This window comes from Rhodococcus koreensis (assembly GCF_017068375.1).
GTDB classification, from domain to species: Bacteria; Actinomycetota; Actinomycetes; order Mycobacteriales; family Mycobacteriaceae; genus Rhodococcus_F; species Rhodococcus_F koreensis.
The window spans coordinates 8,432,213-8,453,387 of sequence record NZ_CP070609.1 but is presented as its reverse complement, the minus strand read 5'-3'; the positions used below and the strand labels follow the sequence as shown (position 1 = coordinate 8,453,387).

The 21,175-nt window shown below is 65.8% G+C and carries 20 protein-coding genes and 2 pseudogenes; 8 read left to right on the top strand and 14 right to left on the bottom strand.

The window, feature by feature from the left end; genetic code table 11:
• Window positions 1-6: 6 nt before the first annotated feature.
• Together JWS14_RS38480 and JWS14_RS38475 are read right to left on the bottom strand one after the other, a co-directional pair.
• Window positions 7-801, bottom strand: a complete 795-nt coding sequence (locus JWS14_RS38480) for an enoyl-CoA hydratase/isomerase family protein (RefSeq protein WP_206015496.1) — start codon at window positions 799-801, stop codon at window positions 7-9.
• Window positions 798-2,105, bottom strand: coding sequence for a CaiB/BaiF CoA transferase family protein (locus JWS14_RS38475; protein WP_259376020.1), 1,308 nt, complete (start codon window positions 2,103-2,105; stop codon window positions 798-800). Before JWS14_RS38475 ends, JWS14_RS38480 begins: the two co-directional genes overlap by 4 nt.
• A gap of 70 nt (window positions 2,106-2,175) precedes the next feature.
• On the opposite strand from JWS14_RS38475, the gene JWS14_RS38470 reads away from it, so the two are divergent.
• A complete protein-coding gene (locus JWS14_RS38470) occupies window positions 2,176-3,063 on the top strand; it encodes a LysR family transcriptional regulator (protein WP_072951245.1) in 888 nt (295 codons plus the stop codon).
• A 30-nt stretch (window positions 3,064-3,093) separates the two neighbouring features.
• Here JWS14_RS38470 and JWS14_RS38465 read toward each other — a convergent pair whose 3' ends face one another.
• The 4 genes from JWS14_RS38465 to JWS14_RS51870 all read right to left on the bottom strand — a co-directional run bounded on the left by JWS14_RS38465 (window position 3,094) and on the right by JWS14_RS51870 (window position 6,399).
• Window positions 3,094-3,834 (bottom strand): DUF8020 domain-containing protein, encoded by a 741-nt coding sequence (locus JWS14_RS38465; RefSeq protein WP_072951247.1) that lies wholly within the window; start codon window positions 3,832-3,834, stop codon window positions 3,094-3,096.
• Between the two features lie 145 nt (window positions 3,835-3,979).
• Window positions 3,980-4,399 (bottom strand): ester cyclase, encoded by a 420-nt coding sequence (locus JWS14_RS38460; protein WP_206015495.1) that lies wholly within the window; start codon window positions 4,397-4,399, stop codon window positions 3,980-3,982.
• A gap of 103 nt (window positions 4,400-4,502) precedes the next feature.
• Entirely contained in the window at window positions 4,503-5,807 is a 1,305-nt protein-coding gene (locus tag JWS14_RS38455) for a flavin monoamine oxidase family protein (protein ID WP_206015494.1), read from the bottom strand.
• A gap of 46 nt (window positions 5,808-5,853) precedes the next feature.
• Window positions 5,854-6,399: a hypothetical protein gene (locus tag JWS14_RS51870; RefSeq protein WP_420855128.1), complete on the bottom strand. Its 546-nt coding sequence runs from the start codon at window positions 6,397-6,399 to the stop codon at window positions 5,854-5,856.
• A gap of 74 nt (window positions 6,400-6,473) precedes the next feature.
• Between JWS14_RS51870 and tnpA the strand changes: the two are divergent.
• Window positions 6,474-6,797, top strand: a pseudogene (gene tnpA, locus JWS14_RS38445) (IS200/IS605 family transposase); the annotation flags it as partial.
• A 1-nt stretch (window position 6,798) separates the two neighbouring features.
• Here tnpA and JWS14_RS38440 read toward each other — a convergent pair.
• From JWS14_RS38440 to JWS14_RS38415, 6 genes and pseudogenes are all read right to left on the bottom strand, one after another.
• Window positions 6,799-7,083 (bottom strand): annotated as a pseudogene (locus JWS14_RS38440) (alanine dehydrogenase); the annotation flags it as partial.
• Window positions 7,084-7,183: 100 nt separating this feature from the next.
• Window positions 7,184-8,431 carry an NAD(P)/FAD-dependent oxidoreductase gene (locus JWS14_RS38435; protein WP_206015493.1) on the bottom strand — a complete coding sequence of 416 codons (1,248 nt, stop codon included), beginning with the start codon at window positions 8,429-8,431 and terminating at the stop codon, window positions 7,184-7,186.
• 3 nt (window positions 8,432-8,434) lie between these two features.
• Entirely contained in the window at window positions 8,435-8,623 is a 189-nt protein-coding gene (locus tag JWS14_RS38430) for a ferredoxin (RefSeq protein WP_072948743.1), read from the bottom strand.
• A gap of 83 nt (window positions 8,624-8,706) precedes the next feature.
• Window positions 8,707-9,462, bottom strand: a complete 756-nt coding sequence (locus JWS14_RS38425; protein ID WP_206015492.1) for a gamma-glutamyl-gamma-aminobutyrate hydrolase family protein — start codon at window positions 9,460-9,462, stop codon at window positions 8,707-8,709.
• 10 nt (window positions 9,463-9,472) lie between these two features.
• Entirely contained in the window at window positions 9,473-10,966 is a 1,494-nt protein-coding gene (locus JWS14_RS38420) for an aldehyde dehydrogenase (RefSeq protein ID WP_206015491.1), read from the bottom strand.
• Between the two features lie 15 nt (window positions 10,967-10,981).
• Complete coding sequence (locus JWS14_RS38415; protein WP_206015490.1) at window positions 10,982-12,364, bottom strand: aspartate aminotransferase family protein; 1,383 nt, start codon at window positions 12,362-12,364, stop codon at window positions 10,982-10,984.
• An 83-nt stretch (window positions 12,365-12,447) separates the two neighbouring features.
• Here JWS14_RS38415 and JWS14_RS38410 point away from each other — a divergent pair, with 83 nt between their 5' ends.
• The 3 genes from JWS14_RS38410 (at window position 12,448) to JWS14_RS38400 (ending at window position 16,328) form a co-directional block, all read left to right on the top strand.
• Window positions 12,448-13,878, top strand: coding sequence for an aldehyde dehydrogenase family protein (locus tag JWS14_RS38410; RefSeq protein ID WP_206015489.1), 1,431 nt, complete (start codon window positions 12,448-12,450; stop codon window positions 13,876-13,878).
• A 248-nt stretch (window positions 13,879-14,126) separates the two neighbouring features.
• Window positions 14,127-15,542 carry a glutamine synthetase family protein gene (locus JWS14_RS38405; protein ID WP_072948739.1) on the top strand — a complete coding sequence of 472 codons (1,416 nt, stop codon included), beginning with the start codon at window positions 14,127-14,129 and terminating at the stop codon, window positions 15,540-15,542.
• A 75-nt stretch (window positions 15,543-15,617) separates the two neighbouring features.
• Complete coding sequence (locus tag JWS14_RS38400; protein ID WP_206015488.1) at window positions 15,618-16,328, top strand: substrate-binding periplasmic protein; 711 nt, start codon at window positions 15,618-15,620, stop codon at window positions 16,326-16,328.
• A gap of 1,353 nt (window positions 16,329-17,681) precedes the next feature.
• Here the strand turns inward: JWS14_RS38400 and JWS14_RS38395 are convergent.
• Window positions 17,682-17,882: a hypothetical protein gene (locus JWS14_RS38395; protein ID WP_143051384.1), complete on the bottom strand. Its 201-nt coding sequence runs from the start codon at window positions 17,880-17,882 to the stop codon at window positions 17,682-17,684.
• A gap of 632 nt (window positions 17,883-18,514) precedes the next feature.
• Here JWS14_RS38395 and JWS14_RS38390 point away from each other — a divergent pair.
• Window positions 18,515-19,300, top strand: a complete 786-nt coding sequence (locus JWS14_RS38390; RefSeq protein ID WP_206015487.1) for an SDR family NAD(P)-dependent oxidoreductase — start codon at window positions 18,515-18,517, stop codon at window positions 19,298-19,300.
• Between the two features lie 76 nt (window positions 19,301-19,376).
• On the opposite strand, the gene JWS14_RS38385 is transcribed toward JWS14_RS38390, so the two are convergent.
• Window positions 19,377-19,793, bottom strand: a complete 417-nt coding sequence (locus tag JWS14_RS38385) for a pyridoxamine 5'-phosphate oxidase family protein (protein WP_072948734.1) — start codon at window positions 19,791-19,793, stop codon at window positions 19,377-19,379.
• A 59-nt stretch (window positions 19,794-19,852) separates the two neighbouring features.
• Between JWS14_RS38385 and JWS14_RS38380 the strand changes: the two genes are divergently transcribed.
• Both JWS14_RS38380 and JWS14_RS38375 read left to right on the top strand, forming a co-directional pair.
• Window positions 19,853-20,125 (top strand): hypothetical protein, encoded by a 273-nt coding sequence (locus JWS14_RS38380; protein ID WP_083395535.1) that lies wholly within the window; start codon window positions 19,853-19,855, stop codon window positions 20,123-20,125.
• A 155-nt stretch (window positions 20,126-20,280) separates the two neighbouring features.
• Window positions 20,281-20,985 carry a FadR/GntR family transcriptional regulator gene (locus tag JWS14_RS38375; RefSeq protein WP_241031573.1) on the top strand — a complete coding sequence of 235 codons (705 nt, stop codon included), beginning with the start codon at window positions 20,281-20,283 and terminating at the stop codon, window positions 20,983-20,985.
• Window positions 20,986-21,175 lie beyond the last annotated feature (190 nt).

Below are 21,175 nucleotides of genomic sequence, written 5' to 3'. Positions count from 1 at the left end.
GGCTTGTCATCGGCCCTCGAAGGTCGGGGTACGTCGGGTGGTGTAGGCGTCGAGCGCCTCGATCGAATCGGATGTGGTCATCGCCACCGCCTGGTGTGAGGCGATGAGATCGAGCGCCGACCGCAGATCGCCGGTATCGGATTGGCGTACCGCGTTCTTGATCATCTGGACGGCCACGGGTGGCTGCCGGGCGATCTGGGTGGCGAAGGCGTCGAGTCGGGTGTCGAATTCGTCGGCGGCGCAGACTTCGTCGACGAGGTTCCAGCCGAGGGCCTGTTCGGCGGCGATGAACTCTCCGGTCCACAGCAGACGCAGCGCGCGGGGTCTGCCAATCAGCCGCGGGAGGTAGAAGCAGCCGCCGTCACCGGGTACCAGGCCGACGCGGATGTACCCCTCGGAGAACCGGGCCGCCGCCGAGGCGATCCGGTAGTCACACATCAGGGCCATGTCCATCCCGGCGCCGACGGCGGGCCCGCTCACCCCGGCAATCAGTGGTTTGGTCAGGTCGTCGACCGCGCGGGCGACCTGGTGGACCGTGTCGGTCATCAGTTTCCGGTTGGTCAGCGGTGTGCGATCGATCTCGCCGATGTCGGCGAGATCGGCGCCGGCGCAGAAGGCCTCACCCGTGCCGCGGACCACGATCACCCGCACCCGCTCGTCCCGCTGGAACTCGCGCAGCGCCCGCGCCCAGTCCTCGAGCATGTCCACGGTGAAGGAATTCTTCTTCTCGGGCCGGTTGAGGGTGATGCGCCCGATGTGGTTGTCGATGGTGACGACGAGGTCACCTCCGGAGGAAGTCATGACAGTGCGTCTCCATTCACGGTGATATGCCCGGTGGGGGTCGGGGGCCGACCAACAGTGGTCATGCCCGGGCTCCGCTGCGATGGTCGGTCCAGGACCGACTCGGTGTGCTGCCCCTGCGCCGGGCAGTGCCGGCGCAGTTGGGCCGGTGTCTCGGAGTACCGGACCGGGTGCCCGATCAGCTGGTACGGCCCCTCGGTGGGGTGTTCGGCGAAGGTCAGCAGCCCGCCGTCCTGCGCGTAGCGGCTGGTCGCACTCTCGGCGAGGCTGTAGACCGGATGCGCCGGGATGCTTGCGTCGTCGCACAGGCGCTGCCACTCGGCGGTGCTGAACTGTGCTGTCAGGGAGCGCATTCTGGCGTACAGAGCATCGGAATTCGCGATGCGGCCGGCCATGGTAGTGAACCGGGGATCGGTTGCCGCTTCGGGGTCGCCGGCGAACTCGAAGAAGTCCCGCCAGTTCGCGTCGTTGTAGGGCAGAATGCACATCCACCCGTCCGAGGTTCGGCAGGCTTTGCGTTCGCGGCTGAGCACCCGCCGGTAACCGAAATCGCTCTCGTGGGACGGATCGAGTGTTGCTCCGGCGAGATGCTCGACGAGGTTGAAGGCGATCATGGTGTCCGCCATCGGGATTTCGACGTGCTGTCCGCGTCCGGTGCGGTCCCGGTAGTGCAGGGCGGCGAGTACCGATTGCACCATCATCAGCCCGCACACCTTGTCGGCGACCACCGAGGGGATGTAGTTCGGCTGTCCGGAGACTTGCTCGTTGAGCCACACCAGCCCGGTGGCCGCCTGGATGATGTCGTCGTAGGCGGCATTGTCCCGCATCGCCGAGTCGGAACGAAATCCTTGTGCGGTGGCGTACACCAGACGTGGATTGACTGCGGCCACGTCCGCCCATCCCAGTGACAGTCGCGCGAGGGCGCCGGGGCGAACATTGGTGATGAAGGCATCCGCGGTCTCGAGCAACGCGAGTAGCGAATCTCGATCGGATGCATCCTTGAGATCGAGTGTGACACTTCGCTTGTTGCGGTTGAGATTGAGGGTGGGGCCGCCCATCCCCGGATGGCGTTTCGGTTCGAACTGCCGGGTCGGATCCCCGCCGGGAGCCTCGACCTTGATCACATCCGCGCCGAGGTCGCCGAATTGCTGACCGGCGTAGGGGCCCATGATGACCGTGGCCAGTTCGATCACGCGAAGTCCTTGCAGGGGACCGCCCTTCGCAACGGGATGGGTGGATGGTTCCCGCGGGCCGGGGGGAATGGATGTGCTCGATGCGATCGAACCGGTGTTGTCGTGCTTCACCCCATAATGAAAGCCCCGATGACGATCTATATCCAATACTAATTATGGCACCATTAATATTATGGACGATATGGATTTTTCGCGGCGGCTGCTCGAGCAGTTCGTCGTGGTCGCCGAAGAGCGGCACTTCACCCGCGCTGCCGAGCGACTGTCCATGAGTCAGCCGCCCCTCACTCAGGCGATCAAACGCCTAGAGAAGGCCATCGGGGTGCCGCTGCTGGAACGAAGCACCCGCCAGGTGCAACTCACCCCCGCCGGGAAGGCGTTCGCTCTCGATGCACGGCACCTCCTGGACGCGCAGAGTTCCGCGGCCGAACGTGCCAGACGGATCGCGCAAGGTGCGGAGGGAACGTTACGCCTCGGATTCGTCAGCGGCGCCTCCTACGTCTCGGTCCCCCGTCTGATCGGCATGGTGCACGACAACCTGCCGGGACTGCGCATCCACCTCTATCAACGCACCTCCGCCGAACTCGCCGACATGGTGCGCAGCCGGCGGTTGGACGTCGCCATGGTGCGAGCTCCACTGGCCGACCCGGACCACCTCGATATCCGTCTCCTGCACGACGAACCCCTGGTGTGCGCTCTGCCCGCCGGGCACGATCTCGCCTCTCGGGACGACATCGTCCTGGCCGACTTGCGGCACCAGCATTTCGCGCTGCCATCCGCGACCGCGTTGCCCGGGCTCAGTCAGTTGATTTACGCGGGGTGCCGCGCCGGGGGTTTCGAACCCCGGGACGGCGGGCGAGCGGACAGCCTGATGGGGATGCTCGGTTTGGTCGCGTCCGCCGACTGCGTGTGTCTGGTCCCACGGGAGATCCGTGACGGGACCGTTCCGGGGGTCGCCTACCGGCCTCTTGCCGCCGACGCCCCCCGCCTGCAGACACTGGTCATCTCCAATGCGGCGCGCGATGACGCCCTGGTCGACCGCGTGATGGCGCTCGTCGGGCGCTCCGCGTAGGTGGTGTCGATGGCCCTGGAGGGTGCGTCGTCAGCCTGCCAAGGGTTCGGCGGCGGGGGCGTTGATCGCGTCATAGAACTGCAGTGCGCTCGCAACGGCGACGGGCCCACCCACGATGACGGTTCCGGCGACCGCTCCGATCGCCCCTGCCGCGGCTCCGGTGACCAGGCATCCGCCGAGGAAACCGGGGACCGCGAGTATGCCGATTGTCGGGACGGCGACCGCGGATCCGACGAGGGCTCCTCCGGCAATGCATCCGACCCCGGCACCGATCGCCGTGCCGATCAGGCTGCCCATCCCGACGCCGAGCGCAACTTCGGTGCCGAAGTTGATGATGGCAGCGCTGAATTCCGGTGACCGCACGTCCAATGCGGTGGGCTGCAGTGGGAGTGCTGCATCCTTCAGCGTTGTGGCAGTAGAGGATTCAGTGCTGGGGGCGAGGGTGGCGCTCCTGCCGTCGATCTTGGCGGCGATCGGCCATTCTTTCCCGTCCCGGGCGTAGGTCAGCGGGAAGCCGGCTACCAGATTCCCGGCGGCATCGAGTACCTGGAACTGGTTGCCCTGGGTGGTCAGAGAGCCGGCGTCGGTGGTCAGGACGACGGACTTGTCGACGATGCTCGCGGTGTAGTGGATACCGGGAAGGATCTCCGTTTCCAGGGCTGACGCATGGTGGGGGTCGGCCTGTTCCGGGGCGGCACTGGCGGTGCTGGTGGTGGCGACCGCTGCCGTAACGGCGAAGGCGGTCACCGCAATGAGGCGGGTGATCATCATTGGGTCTCCATAGTGAAGGGGTGGGAGTGGGCGTTCGGGGTGTGAGCTGCAGGGGGGTGCTGCCGCCGCGAACGTGGGGGCGCGGCGGCGCGCACAGCAACGGCGCCCTGAGGGGTCCCCGGGCGCCGCTGTGTTTGCGTTTTGATCAGTTGTCGAAGACTCCGAGCTGACGGAGCAGCGTCCCGGAGTCCCAGTACGAGCGCTCTTCGAGCAACTGTCCGGCGGGGTTGCATTTGAGCAGGTTGACGCCGCGCACCTCGATGCGGTTGCCGGTCGGTGCGATTCCGTCGAGGTGCCCGGTATGGACCCCGGTCACGGTCCATTCGACGGTGGCCGTCTCACCGTCGTCGGCGACGACGGAACTGTGGAACTCCATCGAGGAGAAGGCGTTCGTGAAGGCGCTCATCGCTTCGGCGATCGCAGCTCGGCCGGTGGCCGGGCCGGGTGAGGTCATGTCGTGCAGGACACCGTCTTCCGCGAAATGGGCGGCGATAGCCTCGTGGGGCTGCTCGGCCGCCCATGCCTTGTCCATGTCCTTGACGAAGTTGTGCAAGCCGGTGCGCACGGGGATTCCCTTCTGTGCCCCCCGGGTGGGCCGTGTTCACGCACAGCACACCCGGGGAAAATGGTGGTCGAGTGTGGGGTTTCTGGAGGTTCGGGTCGGGCTCTCAGGCCCGCTGGGCGGCCTTCTGATCGCGGACCACGTTCCGGGCGGCGAGGGCGCCGCTTTCGAGAGCACCCTCGATCCACCCGACGAACGAGGGTGCGATGTCGCTGCCGGCGAAGTAGACGTGGCCGTGCGGCTTCTGGATGTCCGGGACTGCCGATGACAGCTGTCCGGGACGCATCATCATCCAGGTTCCCTGCGAGAATTCGTCGTCTGCCCAGTCGTGCCCGTCGGTGTCCACGACCTCGAGGTCGGGCACGTATGCGCGCAACGCGTCCTGGACTGCGTCCTTGTCATCGGGGTCGATCGCTGTGGCGTCGGGACAGAAGCACACGATCAAGGTGTCGCCGTCGAGACGGTATTCCGTCATGGCGATGGTGATGGGGTTGGCCCCGAGCGGGGCGTAGGCGGTGAACGCTTCGATCTCGCCCTTGGCGCGGACCCACATCTTGCGGTTGAGCATCGGATGGCCCTCGTCGGCGAGGCGTTGGGTGCCCTCGCTCAACGCGGGCGAGAACTCGATCGTGTTGAGGGCGTTGACCGGGACGGTCACGATGACGGATTTGGCGCGGATCGTCTCCCCCGCCCGGGTGGTGACAAGCACTCCGTCGCCGTCGTTCGCGATGGCCGACACCGGAGTCGACAGCCGGATATCGGCGGAGGATTCGGCGGCAATCGCTTCGATCAGGCTTTTGGTTCCGGTCGCGATGCGCCAGTAGGCACCCGATTCCCAGAGCGCGCGCCAGTCTCCGAAATACAGTGCGGCCCAACGGAGAACTTGCGATACCGCCTGCTGGTCGGGTGCGGCCACCGTGTAGGAGAGGATGCCGTCGAGCATGTCGCGGTCGGCCGGGTCGAGATCGAGTCGCTTCATCCGGTCGGTGAAGGTCTCCAGATCGATCTCCCCGATGTCCGTGGTGTGGACGTCGTGGGGATACGGGAAATGCTCGCGGGCGTCCTCGACGAACCGCTCCATGCCCGGGCCGGCGAGGGCGTCGAATTCCGCCTCGGTGCCCGAGTGCAGGGCGCCGTCGGCCAGCCAGTGGACGCGGTCGATCGGCACGGGTGTCGACAGTTCGAGACCGTGACGCTGCATCTCTCGCCACAGGTTCGGCTGTGTCCAGTGCACGTAGGCGCCGCCGAGTTCCACCGCCCGCCCGATCTTGTCATCGGTGTAGGTGCGGCCCCCGATGCGATCGCGTCCCTCGAGAACGACGACCGACTTTCCCTCCGCGGTCAGATCCCGGGCGGCGGTGATGCCGGCGAATCCGGCCCCCACGACAACTACGTCAAATACTTCGTTCATCGACACTCTCTCCTTCATCAACTATGAGCGCGATCACAATCTAACATCACATAACCTCATATACTAGAGGTTGTAGTGTTAATTCTTTGAGGTCGTGCTTTCTGCGCTCCGGTGGGTTTCGGAGGTAGCGCGCCGGTGTTCCGCGGCATCGCACACCTGCTCCCGGTCGGGCCGGCGCGCTGGCGTAGTCGTCATCGTCGACGAAGTCTTTGTGCCGATGGATATTTCGCGTCGGCGTCATGCGTTGCACCCCGCGTTTCTGTAGTGAAGATGCCGAAAGGGCCACCGAACGCGCCCGTTCCCCGCGCCCCTCGTTTGACAGGGGTGGGCGCGGGGAAGAGACCGTTCGGCGGCCCGTGGCCAGCCTTCGGATGTGGGAGAGGTGCGGATTGGTCAGACGGTGACGAGGTGAGCCGACTCGAGTCCGTGCGCGTGCGCGACGGGGGGCGTAGGTCACCTGCCCGGCGTGGGTGTTCAGGCCCCGGGCCAGCGACTGATCGTCGTTCAGAGCCTGCTCCCAGCCCTTGTTCGCCAGGGCGAGGGCGTAGGGCAGCGTGACGTTGGTCAGGGCGTAGGTGGAGGTATGGGGCACGGCGCCGGGCGTTCGCCACGCAGTAGAGGATCGCTGGCCACCGCCGCATAGGAATTGGTGTCCACATTTCGGGGGGAAGCCCCGACCACGTCCACCTATTGATCCACTACCCACCTACCGTGCAACTCTCCACCCTGGTCAATAGCCTCAAGGGTGTCTCCGCTCGATACCTGCGCCAAGAGTTCCCCGACCACATCCAGAAATACCTGTGGGGCAATCACTTCTGGTCACCGTCCTACTTCGCCGCCTCCGCAGGCGGAGCCCCACTCGCCATCGTCGCCGAGTACATCACCAACCAAAAACGACCCGAACCCACGAAAGAAAGCGACCCCGCTACGCGCGATCGCGCAGTACAGAATCAGCTTCCTCCCGGCCCTGAAGGGCTAGGCTTCCTCTGATTAATCCGGTGAACAGGACCTGTCCCTCGCGCATCCGGTGATACTCGGGTGCGATAGGTTCTTTGACCTTCAGGATCAGGTCACCGCTGGCCCACACATCGTCGGCCGAGGAGAGGATCTTCGCGCCGGCGGCGAGGTAGTCCTCGTCCGGGATCGACGATCCGACCCCGGCCGACTCCTCGACGAACACCTCGTGCCCGTGTGACACGAGTTCATGCACACCTGCCGGAGTGATAGCGACTCGGTACTCGTGGTTCTTGATTTCCTTGGGAATGCTGATCTTCACAAGACCCTCACTTCGATCTTTTGTTGGTTTGTCGAGACGGGTGGGGTTTCTCCGACCGTGGCCCACACGGTGTGGGGACCGCGTGGCGGCGGGCGAGGGCTCAGCCCACGGCCTCGAGAAGAGCTTTGTGCCGCAACCGTTGCGCGGGCGTGCCGCCGGCGATGACGACCCCGGTCATCGTGGACTCTCGAAAGTAGCCCACCACGACACCGTCCGATGCCCACCCGGGGGCGAAGCCGCCCTCCAGGACCTCGATACGGTCTGCGTGGTCGGTGCGCCCGAAACCCTGGATCCTGACGTCGAATTGGTCGCTCCAGAAGGCCGGCAGCGGCGCAAACGGTGCCGGAGCCTCGGCGCCGCTGTCGGCGGGGCTCAGCCCGCGGAGCAAGGTGGTGGCGGCGCGCTGCGCGGTGTCGGCGGGAACGCACCAGTGTTCGACGCGACGCGGGGTGCTGTCGAATCTCGGATTCGGGAATCGAGCCACATCTCCGACCGCCACCACCTCGCCGCGCCCTTCGACGCGCATCAGGTTGTCGCAGAGGACGCCATCGGACAGGTCCAGGCCGTTCCCGTCCAGCCATTCGACGTTGGGCCGTGACCCGACTGCCTCGACCAGCACGTCGGCCTCGAGCTCGGTCCCGTCGTCGAGGATGACCGTACCCAGCGTCTCGAGATCCGATGGCCGTCCGATCAGGGCCGATACCGACCTGCCCAGCTCGAAGACCACGCCCTGCTCTTCGTGGAAGGTTTGCAGGGTGCGGGCGAGTTCGGAACCGAGCGGGCGCAGCATCGGTGCGACGAACGGCTCGACGACACTGACGCGGCATCCGGCGCGGCGGGCACTGGCGGCGACCTCGCAGCCGATGAAACCGCCGCCGACGACCACCACGGAGGCTCCCGTGGTCAGCTGCTCACGCAGTGCGATCGCATCGTCGAGGGTGCGTAGTACGTGCCGCTGCGAGCCGAAACCATCGATCGGCAGTCGGCGGGGCCGCAGACCGGTGGCGACGACCAGACCGTCATAGGCGAGCGTGCGCCCGTCGGCGGTGTGCACGACTCGGTCCGCCAGCACGGCCCCGGTTACCTCGGTGCCTGTCACCCAGGACACGTCCTCGACGTGCGCGCGCCGGCGCAGGGCCACCCCCGGATAGTTGACCAGTTCGGTGGCGCTGAGTGCACTGGCGTCGGGGGCGACCAGGACGTTCTTCGACAGCGGTGGACGGTTGTAGGGCAAATGAGCCTCGGCGCCGACCACCGTGAGCTCACCCGACCAGCCGTGCACGCGTAGTTGCTCAGCGGCGCGCAGTCCGCCGAGGGAGCCGCCGACGATGACAATCCGTGGTGTCATCGGTTAATCGTCCACACGGATCGCCTGGACGGGGCACACGTCCGCGGCCTCTTCGACGGACGCGCGAAGGGATTCGTCGGGCGCCGGCTCCCAGACCAGCCTCCCGTCGTCGTCGAACTGAAATACCTTCGGTGCGCTGAAGATGCACTGTCCGTGGTCGGCGCACACTCCGGTGTCTACGGTGACTTTCATGTTGGGGCCTCTCTTCCCTGAGTGGTCGGTGGCTGTACCGCGATGGGTACGGTCGTTGTCTTCTGCCGGGTGTTCTGGGGTGGTCAGGAGCCGGTGCGCTGGTGGCGTGCCCGGCTGTCGATGTGGTCGAGGAACGCCCGGAACAGGGGGGTCGTCGGGTCCTGTTCGGGATGCCACAGCACACCGAGCGCGAACGCGTGCGCAGGGGACTCGATGGCCTCGATCACCCCGTCCGGCACCGAGCGCGCACTGACCGTCAGCCCGGCGCCGAGCCGGCCGACGCCCTGGTGGTGTGCGGAGTACACGGTCGCGGTGTCGGACTGGTAGGCGCCCGCGGCGACCGTGTCCGGGACGAGGGTGACCTCGTGCATGCCGAACACACCGTCGTGGGCGGCGTGATCGTCGTGGGCCAGCGAGTCGGGCACGTGCTGGTCGAGTGTTCCGCCGAAGGCGACGTTGAGCAGCTGCATTCCGCGGCAGATGCCGAGGATGGGGATGTCGAGCTCGAGGGCGCGGCGGGCCACGGCGAGCTCGGCGAGGTCGCGCGCGGTGTCGGGTTCGGCCGTGGCGGCGTGGGCGGAGTGGCCGTAGGTCGCCGGGCCGATGTCACGTCCCCCGGCCAGGATGACCGCGTCGACGAGATCGAGTACCTGGTCTGGGTTTTCGGCTACGTCGCCGTCGGCCGGGAACAGCAGCGCAGTCCCCCCGGCGCGCCGGACGGCCTCGACGTAGGTGGTCGGCAGCATCGCGGTGGGGATGTTCTTCCACATACCGAAGTCCCCGTGTTCGACGCCGACGACGATGCCTACCTTCACGCGCCCGGAATTGGCGGAGTCCATGGTGGTCACCTCAGCCGATCGTGAAGGGGTCGCGGGTGGCGCCGGTCAGTTCGACCCAGACCGCCTTGGTTTCGGTGTATTCGAGGACCGCCTCGGGCCCGTTTTCTCGGCCCCATCCGCTGCTCTTGAAACCGCCGAACGGTACGCCCGGTCCGACCACGCGGTAGGCGTTGATCCACACGGTGCCGGCGGTGACCGCGGCTGCGACGCGGTGTGCGCGCTGCAGGTCACGGGTCCACACTCCGGCGGCCAGGCCGTACTGGGTGCCGTTGGCCAATTCGAGTGCTTCGTCCTCGGTCGAGAAGCGTGTCACAGCGAGTACCGGGCCGAAGACCTCTTCCTGCGCGACGGGCATGTCCGGCCGGACGTCGGTGAGCACGGTGGGTTCGACGAACAGTCCGCCGCGGCTATGTGATTGGCCACCGCCGGTGGCGACGGTGGCGCCGTCGGCGACCGCCTTGTCGATCATTCCGAGTACCGAGGCGAGCTGCGTGTCGTTCGCCACCGGTCCCATCTCGGTGGCCGGATCCGTCGGGTCGCCCAGCACGATGGTCTGTGCGCGGCGCACGATCAGCTCGACCAGCTCGTCGTGGATGGATTCGTGGACCAGCAGGCGTGAGCCGGCCAGGCAGGTCTGCCCGGTGGCGGCGAATACTCCGGCGATGACACCGTTGGCGGCGGCTTCCAGATCCGCGTCGGGGAACACCAATTGGGCGGACTTGCCGCCGAGTTCGAGCAGCACCCGGGTCATGTTCTGGAGAGCCGCGCGGCCGACCTGGACCCCGACCGTGGTGGAACCGGTGAAGGCGATTTTGTCGATGCCGGGGTGGCCGGCGAGGGCCTTGCCGACCTCCGATCCGATGCCGGTCACGACGTTGAAGACACCCGCAGGGAAGCCCGCCTCGTCCATGCGCTCGGCGAATTCGAGGGTCGAGGCGGGGGTGTAGTCGGAGGGTTTGACGACGAGGGTGCAGCCGGCCGCGAGCGCGGGCGCGAGCTTCCACGCCAGCAGCATCAGGGGTGAGTTCCAGGGCAGGATGGCGCCGACGACACCGACCGGCTCGCGTCGGGTGTAGATGAAGAAGTTCGGGCGATCCGACGGCAGTGTGTCGCCGCCGAGTGTCTCGGCGATTCCGGCGTAGTACCGGTACCACTGGGGCAGATAGGCCATCTGGGCGGCCATTTCGCGTAACAGTTTGCCGTTGTCCGTGGTCTCGATAGCGCCGAGTGCGGCGGCATCGCGCTCGAGTAGATCCGCGAGGGTGCGCATCAACCGTGCGCGCTCGGCGCCGGTGGTGGTCGACCACGGCCCGGTGGTCAGGGCGGCGCGGGCGGCGGTGACGGCGCGGTCGACGTCGGCGGCGCCGCCGTCGGGGGCCGTCGACCACGGCTCCTGGGTGTAGGGGTTGGTGGTGGCGTAGCGGGCTCCGGTCCCGGCGGGGACCCAGTGCCCGTCGATGTACATCTGGTATTCGGGCAGACCTGTGGTGTCGATCGTGCTCATCGGTTTTCTCCTGGGTCAGTCGGTCGGCAACGAGAGCGCCGCGGCGTCGACGAGTGTCGATCGCAGGATGGTTTCGATCTCGGCGAAGTGTGGGGGGCCGGCGATGAGCGGCGGCGCCAGTTGGACCACGAGGTCTCCGCGCATGTCCGCGCGGCAGATCAGTCCCCGCCGATAGAGTTCGGGGGCCAGGAACGCCAGCAGCGCTTTGCCCTCGGCCGGCGAGAAGCGTTGCCTCGTCGCGGGGTCTTTGACCAGTTCGATCGCCCAGAAGTAGCCCGCCCCGCGCACGTCACCGACCAGGGGAATGTCGCGCAGCGACTCGAGCATTCCGCGCAACACTGGTTCGTTGGCGCGCACGTTTTCGAGCATCTTCTCGCTCTCCATCAGCTCGATGTTCGCCAGCGCGACCGCCGAGGCGACCGGGTGCCCACCGAAGGTGACACCGTGGGCGAACACGTTGTTGTCGGTGAGGAACGGCTCGATGACGCGGTCGGAGGCGATGACCGCCCCCATCGGTGCATAGGCGGAGGTGAGGCCCTTGGCTGTGGTGATGATGTCGGGCACGTAGTCGAACCGTTGGGCGCCGAACCACTCGCCCAGTCGTCCGAAGGCGCAGATGACCTCGTCGGAGATCAGCAGGACGTCGTACTGGTCGCAGATCTGCCGCACGCGCTGGAAGTAGCCCTCCGGCGGGACGAAACAGCCTCCCGAATTCTGGACCGGTTCGAGGATCACCGCCGCGACGGTGTCCGGTCCCTCGAACTCGATTCTTTCCCGGATCGCCTCGGCGAGCGTATCGACCGCCTGCGGGTCCAGCCGGTAGACGTTGGTGTTTGTCACGTGGCTTCCGCCGATGGGCAGCGGCTCGAAAGGGGCCCTTGCCGGCGACAACGCGGTCGCCGCCAGTGCGCCCAAGGTGGTGCCGTGGTAGGCGGTGTTGCGGGAGATCACCTTGTACTTGCCGGCCTTGCCGCGAATCTTGTGGTACTGCCGGGCGAGCTTGAAGGCGGAGTCCACGGCTTCGCCGCCACCGCCGACGAAGAACACGCGGTTGAGATCCGCAGGCGCCAGGTCGGCGATCTTGGTCGCGAGCTCGATCGCGCGGGGATGAGCGAAGGACCACGTCGGGAAGAAGGCCAACTCGGTAGCCTGCTTGGCCGCAGCCTCGGCCAGCTCGGTGCGGCCGTGGCCGACGTTCACGCAGTAGAGCGAACTCAGGCCGTCGAGGTATCGGTTCCCGTGCTGGTCCCACACGTAGCAACCCTCTCCGCGGACGATGACCGGGACTTCGACCCCCTGCGCATACGCACCCATGTTGCTGAAATGCATCCACAGATGCCTGCTCGGGTCGGAATCGACGGTCTGCACGGGATTCGTACTCAACTCGACTACCTCCACTCTGACTCAGTCTCGGGGAATCTTGCCTTCTAACCTCTGACATTATAGGTTAGATATATGAATGTCAACGAAGGAGCGACCTCATGAAGCAGATACGCAGCCGGAACTTCATCGGCGGACAGTGGGTCGACCCCGCCGACGGCGCACGAGCGCCGATCACGAATCCGGCAACGGGCACGGTCCTCGGCGAGGTGGCAGCGAGTTCCCGCGTCGACGTCGACCACGCGGTCGAGGCCGCCGAAACCGGCTGGCAGACCTGGCGGGAGACGACCCCGCGGGAGCGCTCGGAGTACCTCTTCGCCCTCGCCGACGCGATGGCCGCACACAGGAGCGAGTTGGCCGATCTCGAATCGGCGAATGTAGGCAAGCCCATCCTGAATGCCCGCGGCGAGGTCGACGAGGCGATCGACGGCCTGCGCTTCTTCGCAGGTGCGATACGCAGCTCAGAAGGACTGGCGTCCAATGAATTCCGCCGGGGTGCCACCTCGATTGTGCGCCGGGAACCCGTCGGGGTGGTAGGCCTGATCACGGCGTGGAACTTCCCACTGATGGGTGCGATCTGGAAGACCGGTGCCGCACTCGCCGCGGGTAACGTGTGCGTGCTCAAACCCGCCGAGCAGACCCCGTTGACGGCACTGGCCCTCGCCGACCTGGCGGCCCCGATCCTGCCGCCCGGAGTCCTCAACGTCATTACCGGACAGGGCGATCCGGTCGGCTCCGCGCTCTCCCAGCATCCCAAGATTCGCATGGTGTCGGTCACCGGCGCCGTCGCCACCGGAAAGGCGGTGGCCGCCGCGGCGGCCCACACCCTCAAAAGGGTGCATCTCGAGTTGGGGGGGAACTGTCCCGCCATCGTGTTCGGTGACGCCGATCTCGATGCGGTGGTCGCCGGCATTCGTCATGCCGCCACGGTCAATTCCGGCCAGGTCTGCCTGTCCGCGTCGCGGCTTCTGGTGGCGAAGTCCTGCTACGACGATTTTCTCGATCGCCTCGTGCCCGCGTTCGAGTCGGTCCAAGTTGGCGCACCCGAGGAGGGCGAGCACATCGAGATGGGGCCGCTCGCCTATCGCGGGCACCGCGACCGGGTTGTCGACTACATCCACAGCGCCCAGAACGCGAAGATCCTGACCGGGCACCTCGACCCGGACACCGACAGCAATTTCGTTACCCCGACAGTGATCACCGGCGTCGAGCAGGGTGACACGATCGTTCAGGAGGAGATCTTCGGGCCGGTCGTGACCGTGCAACCGTTCGACACCGACGCCCAGGCGGTCGAATGGGCGAACGGCACCCCCTTCGGGCTGGCCGCGTCGCTGTGGACCCGCGACCTGAACCGGGCGATGAACACCGCCCCGCGCCTCGAGTGCGGCACCGTCTGGATGAACGACCACCTGTCGATGCTTCCCGAGATGCCGCACGGCGGGCTCAAGGACTCCGGCTACGGCATCGAAGGCTCGAGCTACGGCATCGACGAGTTCACCCAGGTCAAACACCTGTGGATCAAGCACGGTTGAGCCCTGAGACCCGATGTCCCGGCGCAGCACTCGCGGCGCCGGAACATTCGTACAGACCGGTCTCGATGCCGAATGCACGGGCACTCGGGGCTTGCGAAACAGGAAACAAAAGCCTAACATCTAATGTCAGATGTTAAATTAACCACCCAGGGTTCGACCCTGGGTTCCCGTGCCGCACGCACCATCGACCGAATCCTCTTGATGGGGTGCGGCGCAGCACACTATCTTTGAGACCCGGAGGCCAAAGTATGCCCACCCCCCGCGAACACACGACCCCACTCGAGCTGGCGCTCAGCGATCCCGCCCGCGAATCCGAACTGGATCGGTGTCGGCAGCTGTTCGACGAACGCGGTGTCACGCACGTGCATTGCCAGTACGTGAGTGTGCAGGGCCGCGTCCTCGGAAAGGTGATGCCGGCCAAATACTTCCTCGACACTGCGGCCCGCAAGGGCGTGCCGTTCGGCTACGCCGCCGCCGGCGGCCTGCAGGCGAGCCTGGCCGGTGAGCTGCTCGGACCAGGTGGTATCAGCACCCGGGAGGGCTTGCTGGTGCCCGACCTGGGCACGGCGCAGATCCTGCCGTGGGACCGGAGCGTGGCACGAGTGTTCTGCGACCACTACCGCTCGCTGCGTGAGGAGGTCGGGCCTGGAGAGCCGGAGGAGGCCGACGCTCGCGGCAACCTCAAGCGCGTCATCGCCGCCTTCCGGGAAGAGACGGGGCTCGAACTCCGGACCGGGTGCGAACCGGAGATGAGCTGGTTCAGCGGTCCGGACGCCATCGACCGCTCCGCCTCCTTCTTCCCCGAGTGGGTGGGCCCGTCCTACCACCTCGAGCACATCGCGGAAATGATGCCGATCCTCAAGCGCATCACGCAGTACGCTCAGGAACTGGGCTTCGAGATGATCCAGTCCGACTACGAAGACCCTGGTCAGCTCGAGTGCAATTTCCTCTACGACAACGCCCTCGCGACGGCCGACCGACTGATCACCTACCGGCAAATCTGCATGGCGGTGGCCAAGGAGTTCGGTGTTCTGGCCACCTTCATGCCCAAGCCGGTCCCCGGAATCATGGCCAACGGCTGCCACCACCATGCGAGCCTGTGGCGGGGCGAGGAAAACGTGTTCGCGGACGACGACGATCTCACCGAACTGGGACGCCACGCGCTCGGCGGCCTGCTCGAGCACACCCGCGGAATGACCGCGGTGTTCGCGTCGACGACCAACTCCTATGCCCGCTTCTGGGACGTTGGACTGTTCGCCCCGGCGGTCACCAACTGGGGATACGACAACCGCACGACCAACTATCGCGTGCTGCCCGGACGCGTCGAAGTCCGGTCCCCCGACGCAGCCGTCAATCCCTATCTGTCCCACGCCGCGCTGATCGGCGCGATGGCCGATGGCATCCGTCGCAACGTCGACCCCGGCAAACCCGAACTCGGCAACGCCTACGCACCCTCCGGCGACGATGCTCCCTCAACCTTCGCGCCGCCGCCGCTGACGTTGTCCGAAGCCCTCGACGCCCTCGAGGAAGACAAGGCGGTCCGCTCCGTTCTGCCCGGGTCGCTCTACGACACCTTCACCTCTTGCAAGCGTGACGAATGCAACCGGCGCTCGGGCGCGATCACCGACTGGGACTTCAACACCTACCTGCGTTACACCCCGTAACTCATCATGTCGGACCCCGCCCCAGGGCGGGGTCCGATCCTCCATGCCGGTATCACCTTCAGAAGGATCCTTACCGTGAGCGATCTCGAACTCATTCAATCCGGAACTCTCGTCCTGTGCTCGACGGACATCGCCGCTCCCCCAATGACATCGGTCGTCGATGGCGTGCGAGTCGGCTACGAACCCGACCTCGGCCGTGCGCTGGCCGACTACCTGGGCCTCGACCTGCAGTGGGTCGACGTACGTCGGTGGTCCGATTTCGTGCCGACCCTGACCGAACGGCGGTGCGATGCAATCTTGTGTAACCAGGCCATCACTGCCGACCGCGAGAAGATTGTCGACTTCACCATCCCCTACGGACGGTTCGACGAGGGAGTGGTCGTCCGGAGCGACAGCCCCGTCTGCTCGGCCGCCGACCTCGTCGGCCGCAAGGTCGGAGCCATCACGGGCACCACCAACATTGCACTGGCAGCATCATTCGCCGGCGCCGAGGTCGTCCAATTCGGTTCCGGTGACGATGCATTCCACGAAATGGCCGACGCCGCCATCGACGGCACCATCGATGCGTTCGTCGACGACGAAATCGTCCTACCGGCACTCGAAGCCACCGGCAAGCTGCGGGTCGCATTCATCGCACCCACAGGAAACCCGTACGGCATTGCGGTGCGCAAGGATTCAGATGCTTTGCGCAACAGTCTGAACGGGGCGATCCAGCATCTGATCGCAGACGGCACGCTCGCCGAAATCTGGAACAACACCTTCCCCAACAAAGCATTCCCCTTGTGAAGCTGCCGTCGCCCTCCCGGCACGGTATCAACCGCCCGTGAAGGCGGGCGGCGGACGCCGACATCTGCACCGGGGCGGCGGCCGCCGCCCCGACCGGCCACAAGCTGACCGCCGCCCGACTGTAGCGACCGGCGCCGGCCGATCCCGCGCACTTCGAATGAACACACTCCCGAGACAGCTGGTTTCCCATGCCTGAACCGCCCACCAAGACCCGCAACTTCCGTCCCGACCCCAAATCCAGCAGAAGCCATCTCGCCGACACAACCGCCGCCGACGACGAGCACCCCGCAGCGTACCGACTCCCCCGCAGACAACGTCTGCGCGACAAACTCCGCACGGAAAAACACTCCCGCATACCGCGAGAGGCCGACCAGCTGATTCGCCTTGCATTGACCTGGCTCCCGTACGGAGGCCCGCCGGCGGATGAAATCATGGTTCAGTTCGGGATGACCGCAGCCCGCTTCTCCGAAGCCCTCCGACAGGCGACATACCTGTCAGACTGCGATCCCAGTATCGCCTGCCGAATACACACTGCCTACTTCGCACGCCCAACGATCCGATAAGCACATGCCACGCAACGCAGCAAGCAAGGACCCTGCCACCCCCGTGCGTGAGTCTCAGACGAGTCGCTACGGCGGGCGCTGCGGTGACCGTAGTAGACGCGATCTCGACATCTAACAATGGTATCCCACATCCTAATTCGACATCATCCACATGTCACCGATCATCTCGAGCCGGTTTCGAGAGATGATCCTCGATCGATGCCGGCCTGGCACCGAATGAGATGCGCTTCCGCCGGCGACTGGGATGGAGCGAACTGGGCTGAGCCGCCTCTTGCTCGACCGACTGACGCAAGTATCTTCCAAGTCACGTCAGGAAGGTGCATCTGATGCGCAACGTCGGCGTGACGGCCTCTTGGCGAAGCGTGGCCCGTATCGACGGTAGCGGCAGCAGGCTCGAGCGCGCGCCTCTCATCCAATTTTGGCCCGGGATCGGATTCGGACCCCTATTTCTGCGCATTCGACGCTGTGATGCCCGTTTCGAGCGGATCTTCGGTCGGTGTGCCCGATGTTCGGCGCTGTGGGGCGGTGAATCTGGCGAACCCGTGCCTGATAACCGGTCATTTTCGGTGGGTGGTCGAGGTCGGCTACCGGGATCCGTGCATTCCGGCGGCGGGGCGGAGCAGTCATCTGCCCGGTCCCGTGGCGGCCAGAGATGCTGCGTAGCGCGTGGCGGAGTGGGTGCTGCGCCGCCGCCGTCGAGGTCGGCGTTCGGGTTCGGGTTCGTCGAGGAACCGACCCCAGGAATCGAGAACCTCCCGCCGGGTGACCCAGTCGTGAAGATTGAGGATGTTCAGCCAGTATCCGCGGTGAGGCGGTTGCGTTTGAGGTCGGCGAACAGGCTCTCGATCCCGACCCTGCGGTGATACGACGCCTCCCATACGAGGGTGCCGCGCTGGAACGGCATCCGCAGGTCCGGGTAGTCCGCGTCGGACAATGTGATGGTGCACCCGCAGCCGCACGGGGTGCCCGGTGTGCGGGATGTCGTCGGCATGCTGTGCGAGTCGCGCACGCACGCCGACGTCCATCGTGGTGTCGCTACTCCCGGGGCCGGGGTGTGTGCCGCGAGCGCTGGAGCGGTGCAGGTCGTAGATGGTGGTGTAGCCGAGCTCCCAGACGGGCAGGGCGAACGTGTCGTTGGTGACGTAGTTGTAGGCGCGGTCGGCGATGAGATGGCGCGGCTTGCCGATGGTGTCGCCGAGCGCCTGAACGGCGAGCAGGCCACTGATGCCCTTGTGTGCCCAACGTGGTGACGATCGTTCTGAAATGACGCAGACGCGCTTTTCACGGTCACACAGCACAACTCATCACTGACGCGGAGATGGTCACGTCAGCGTCGAATCTTCGCAGGATCAAGTGTGGGCACTTCTGTAACGGGAGATAAGCGGGACATAAATAGGTTGCGCAAACCTGGGCCATCGGCCGCTTGCCACGGTAGGTTTTCGGGCAACAACCATTCTTCCCATCCCAGTCAGCGAATCCCGAACCGAGTCATTCGCGGAACCCGACGAGTGCCCGGTGTCGATGACCCTGGGTTTGGTCGCCGTGTCTCGCAGTCACGCGCCCGGAGCGGGATATCTCGCAATGGGCCCGTCAGTCGCGATCTCGCCCTAGTTGAGGAGCCACATGCTCTCTTGCACAGCTAAATCCGGACTCGTCACCGGCGCTTCCGGTGGTCTCGGCCGGGCAACAGTGCTGGCGCTGGCCGCCCACGGCGCCAATGTCATCGCCCTGAGCCGCAACGCCGACACCTTGCAGGAAACCGCGCGAATGGCCCGGGGTCTGCAAGGGACCGTCGTCGCCTTACAGGCCGATGTCACGGACGAACCGAGCGTGGTCGACGCCCTCACACAGGTCGAGACCAGCTTCGGAACGCTCGACTTCGTGGTCAACAATGCCGGACGTCAGATCGAACGGAACTTTCTGGAGACCACAAACGAGGACTGGGACGCCATCGATCTGACGAACGTGCGCGGCCCCTTCTGGGTGTGCAAACATGCCGCAGCCGCGATGCTGCGACACGGACGCGGAGGAAGCATCGTCAACATCGCCTCCGTCCTGTCGGTGAGCGCAGACCCGATGCTGACCGCATATACCGCCAGCAAGCATGCGGTTCTCGGACTCACTCGCAGTATCGCCGTCACGCGCCAACTGGCGCGCGCCGGAATCCGCGCCAACGCAGTGCTTCCCGGTGACATGAACACCCCGATGGTCCAGCAGTACTTTGCTGCCCATGCCGACCCTGAGCTGGCACGGCAGGAAATTGCCTCCGCCTATCCAGTGGAGCGGATCGCCGAACCCGCGGAAGTCGCCAATGTGGTGCGGTTCCTCGTCTCGGACGACGCGTCGTTCGTCAACGGTGCGGCCATCGTCGTCGACGGCGGACTCGGCGCGGCGCTGTACACGAACTGACCCCGCGGCATATAGGGAGCTGTTCTACCGTGGAGCTGTTTCTACGTTTGTGAGTGCGGATCCCGCTCCGGCCCCGTCAAGAGGTGGGCTTGCTGTAGTCGGCGGTGTGCCAGGTAATCGGGCTCATTCGGAGCAGTACGGCCTTGTCGTTGTACGACTCTGCAAGGTAGGCCTCGGCCTCGTCGGGCCCGAGATACCGGTGCGCGATCGGGCGGACATCCTCGCGTGTCGTTGCGTCGACGATCGTGGCCGGTCCCTCGGCGCTGACGTATCGATACGGCGGCTTTTCGTCCTGGACGACCAGGCTGAGGCGACCGCTTGCGCGGACCAGTCGTTCCTTGACGGTTCCGCGTTCTGTCCACACCAGGAGGTCCCCCGACTCGTCGAGTCGGTACCAGACTGGCACCGCCAGGGTCGCCGCGCCGTCTCGGGCGACAGCAATCACCGCCACGTGCTTCTCGCTGAGGAACCGACGCCGTTCCTCGGCATCCATCCAAAGTTAGACATCGCTCTCCCATTCCATTAAAGGATAGTTTCATTTACCTTACACATATGATGGTGGAACAACCGCAGCGCATGGGCACCTCACTGCTCCCCGTTGTCGCGATGGTGTTCGGCATGCTGTCCGTCGTGACGTTCTGGATGCCGGGAGTCGGCGTCGTCCTGGGGGTCGGTGGACTCGCCGCCGGCCTTCTGGGCACCGCAGCCCACTCCGCAAATGATGACGAGTCCGCGTCGCTGTGGGCCCTCCTCGGCATCCTCGTCGCAACCCTCGGTCTCACCACCAGCGCGATCGCGGTGCTGGCGGGGGCGTCACCCCCGTAGCGGGACCGCAACCGATCCACATCTTCAGCGGACACAATGACTGGCCATATTTGGCAGATGTCTTACCATGTAATGGAGCGGGCACGGCAACGCACGAGGAGGCAATGGTGAGGGACTTCAGGCCGGTACGGAGCCGAAGCGCGGGCGGTGACGTCATGCACCAGATCATCGACCGCATCAAGTCCGGTGAGCTGCGCGAAGGCGATGTCCTCCCCGGGGAGCGGGTGCTCGCCGCACAGATGGACGTCTCGCGTCCGACGGTCAGCAGCGCGATCTCCAAGCTCGTCGAGGCGGGCATCCTCCGCAGCCGCCCGGGCCGGCACGGCAACCCCGAGGTGATCTCGATCTGGATTCCCGAGGGCCTCGAGAATTTGCCGGAGGCCAACCCTCTCCAGGCGGACGAGATCTTCCGCATCCTGGAGGCGCGCAAGACCCTCGAGCCGCGCGTGGCGCAACTGGCCGCCGTGCGCGCTACGGACGAGCACTACCAGCTGATGCAGCACTCGATTGATCTACTGCGCGCCCACAAGGACAACCTCAGCCGGGCAGCTCAGGCCGAACTGCTGTTCCACCGGACCATCTGGCGCGCCGCGGGCAACCCGTCCCTCGAGGCGATGATGAAGGGACTCGAAAAGGAGCTCGCCCCCGTCCACGACATGATGCTGCGCACCCCGGAAGACTACGAATGCGGGGTGGAGTTGCACGAAGCGACGCTGGCAGCGCTCAAGCGGGGCGACCCAGTGGAGATCGAGCAGGAGATGTACCGGCATCTCGGCCATTTCGAGAGCATCGTCGCGGACGTCCTCCAGCGCACCCCGCACCGGCAGCTGCCGGCCTTCCTCACCGCCGGCGTCCACTGACCCACTCCCCCTTTTTCCCTTTCCTGAGGCGGATGATCTGACGATCATCCGCCTCAGTTGCATCTATCTTGCCAAAAATGGCCAAGTTAATTATCCTCTTAGGTGTGATCGGCGTCTCGGCGCCGCGTGAGTGAACTGACGAGCGAATGCGCGACCTGCGGTTGCCGCTCCGGTACGACCCAAGGCCCGC

Bases quoted from the DNA above. Each gene is read 5' to 3' on its own strand.
- JWS14_RS38375 (WP_241031573.1), top strand. From the start codon at position 20,281: ATGCACCAGATCATCGACCGCATCAAGTCCGGTGAGCTGCGCGAAGGC.
- JWS14_RS38380 (WP_083395535.1), top strand. From the start codon at position 19,853: ATGATGGTGGAACAACCGCAGCGCATGGGCACCTCACTGCTCCCCGTT.
- JWS14_RS38465 (WP_072951247.1), bottom strand. From the start codon at position 3,834: ATGATGATCACCCGCCTCATTGCGGTGACCGCCTTCGCCGTTACGGCA.
- JWS14_RS38455 (WP_206015494.1), bottom strand. From the start codon at position 5,807: ATGAACGAAGTATTTGACGTAGTTGTCGTGGGGGCCGGATTCGCCGGC.
- JWS14_RS38425 (WP_206015492.1), bottom strand. From the start codon at position 9,462: ATGGACTCCGCCAATTCCGGGCGCGTGAAGGTAGGCATCGTCGTCGGC.
- JWS14_RS38390 (WP_206015487.1), top strand. From the start codon at position 18,515: ATGCTCTCTTGCACAGCTAAATCCGGACTCGTCACCGGCGCTTCCGGT.
- JWS14_RS38480 (WP_206015496.1), bottom strand. From the start codon at position 801: ATGACTTCCTCCGGAGGTGACCTCGTCGTCACCATCGACAACCACATC.
- JWS14_RS38410 (WP_206015489.1), top strand. From the start codon at position 12,448: ATGAAGCAGATACGCAGCCGGAACTTCATCGGCGGACAGTGGGTCGAC.
- JWS14_RS38470 (WP_072951245.1), top strand. From the start codon at position 2,176: ATGGATTTTTCGCGGCGGCTGCTCGAGCAGTTCGTCGTGGTCGCCGAA.
- JWS14_RS38395 (WP_143051384.1), bottom strand. From the start codon at position 17,882: ATGCCGACGACATCCCGCACACCGGGCACCCCGTGCGGCTGCGGGTGC.
- JWS14_RS38435 (WP_206015493.1), bottom strand. From the start codon at position 8,431: ATGACACCACGGATTGTCATCGTCGGCGGCTCCCTCGGCGGACTGCGC.
- JWS14_RS38430 (WP_072948743.1), bottom strand. From the start codon at position 8,623: ATGAAAGTCACCGTAGACACCGGAGTGTGCGCCGACCACGGACAGTGC.
- JWS14_RS38420 (WP_206015491.1), bottom strand. From the start codon at position 10,966: ATGAGCACGATCGACACCACAGGTCTGCCCGAATACCAGATGTACATC.
- JWS14_RS38385 (WP_072948734.1), bottom strand. From the start codon at position 19,793: ATGGATGCCGAGGAACGGCGTCGGTTCCTCAGCGAGAAGCACGTGGCG.
- JWS14_RS38405 (WP_072948739.1), top strand. From the start codon at position 14,127: ATGCCCACCCCCCGCGAACACACGACCCCACTCGAGCTGGCGCTCAGC.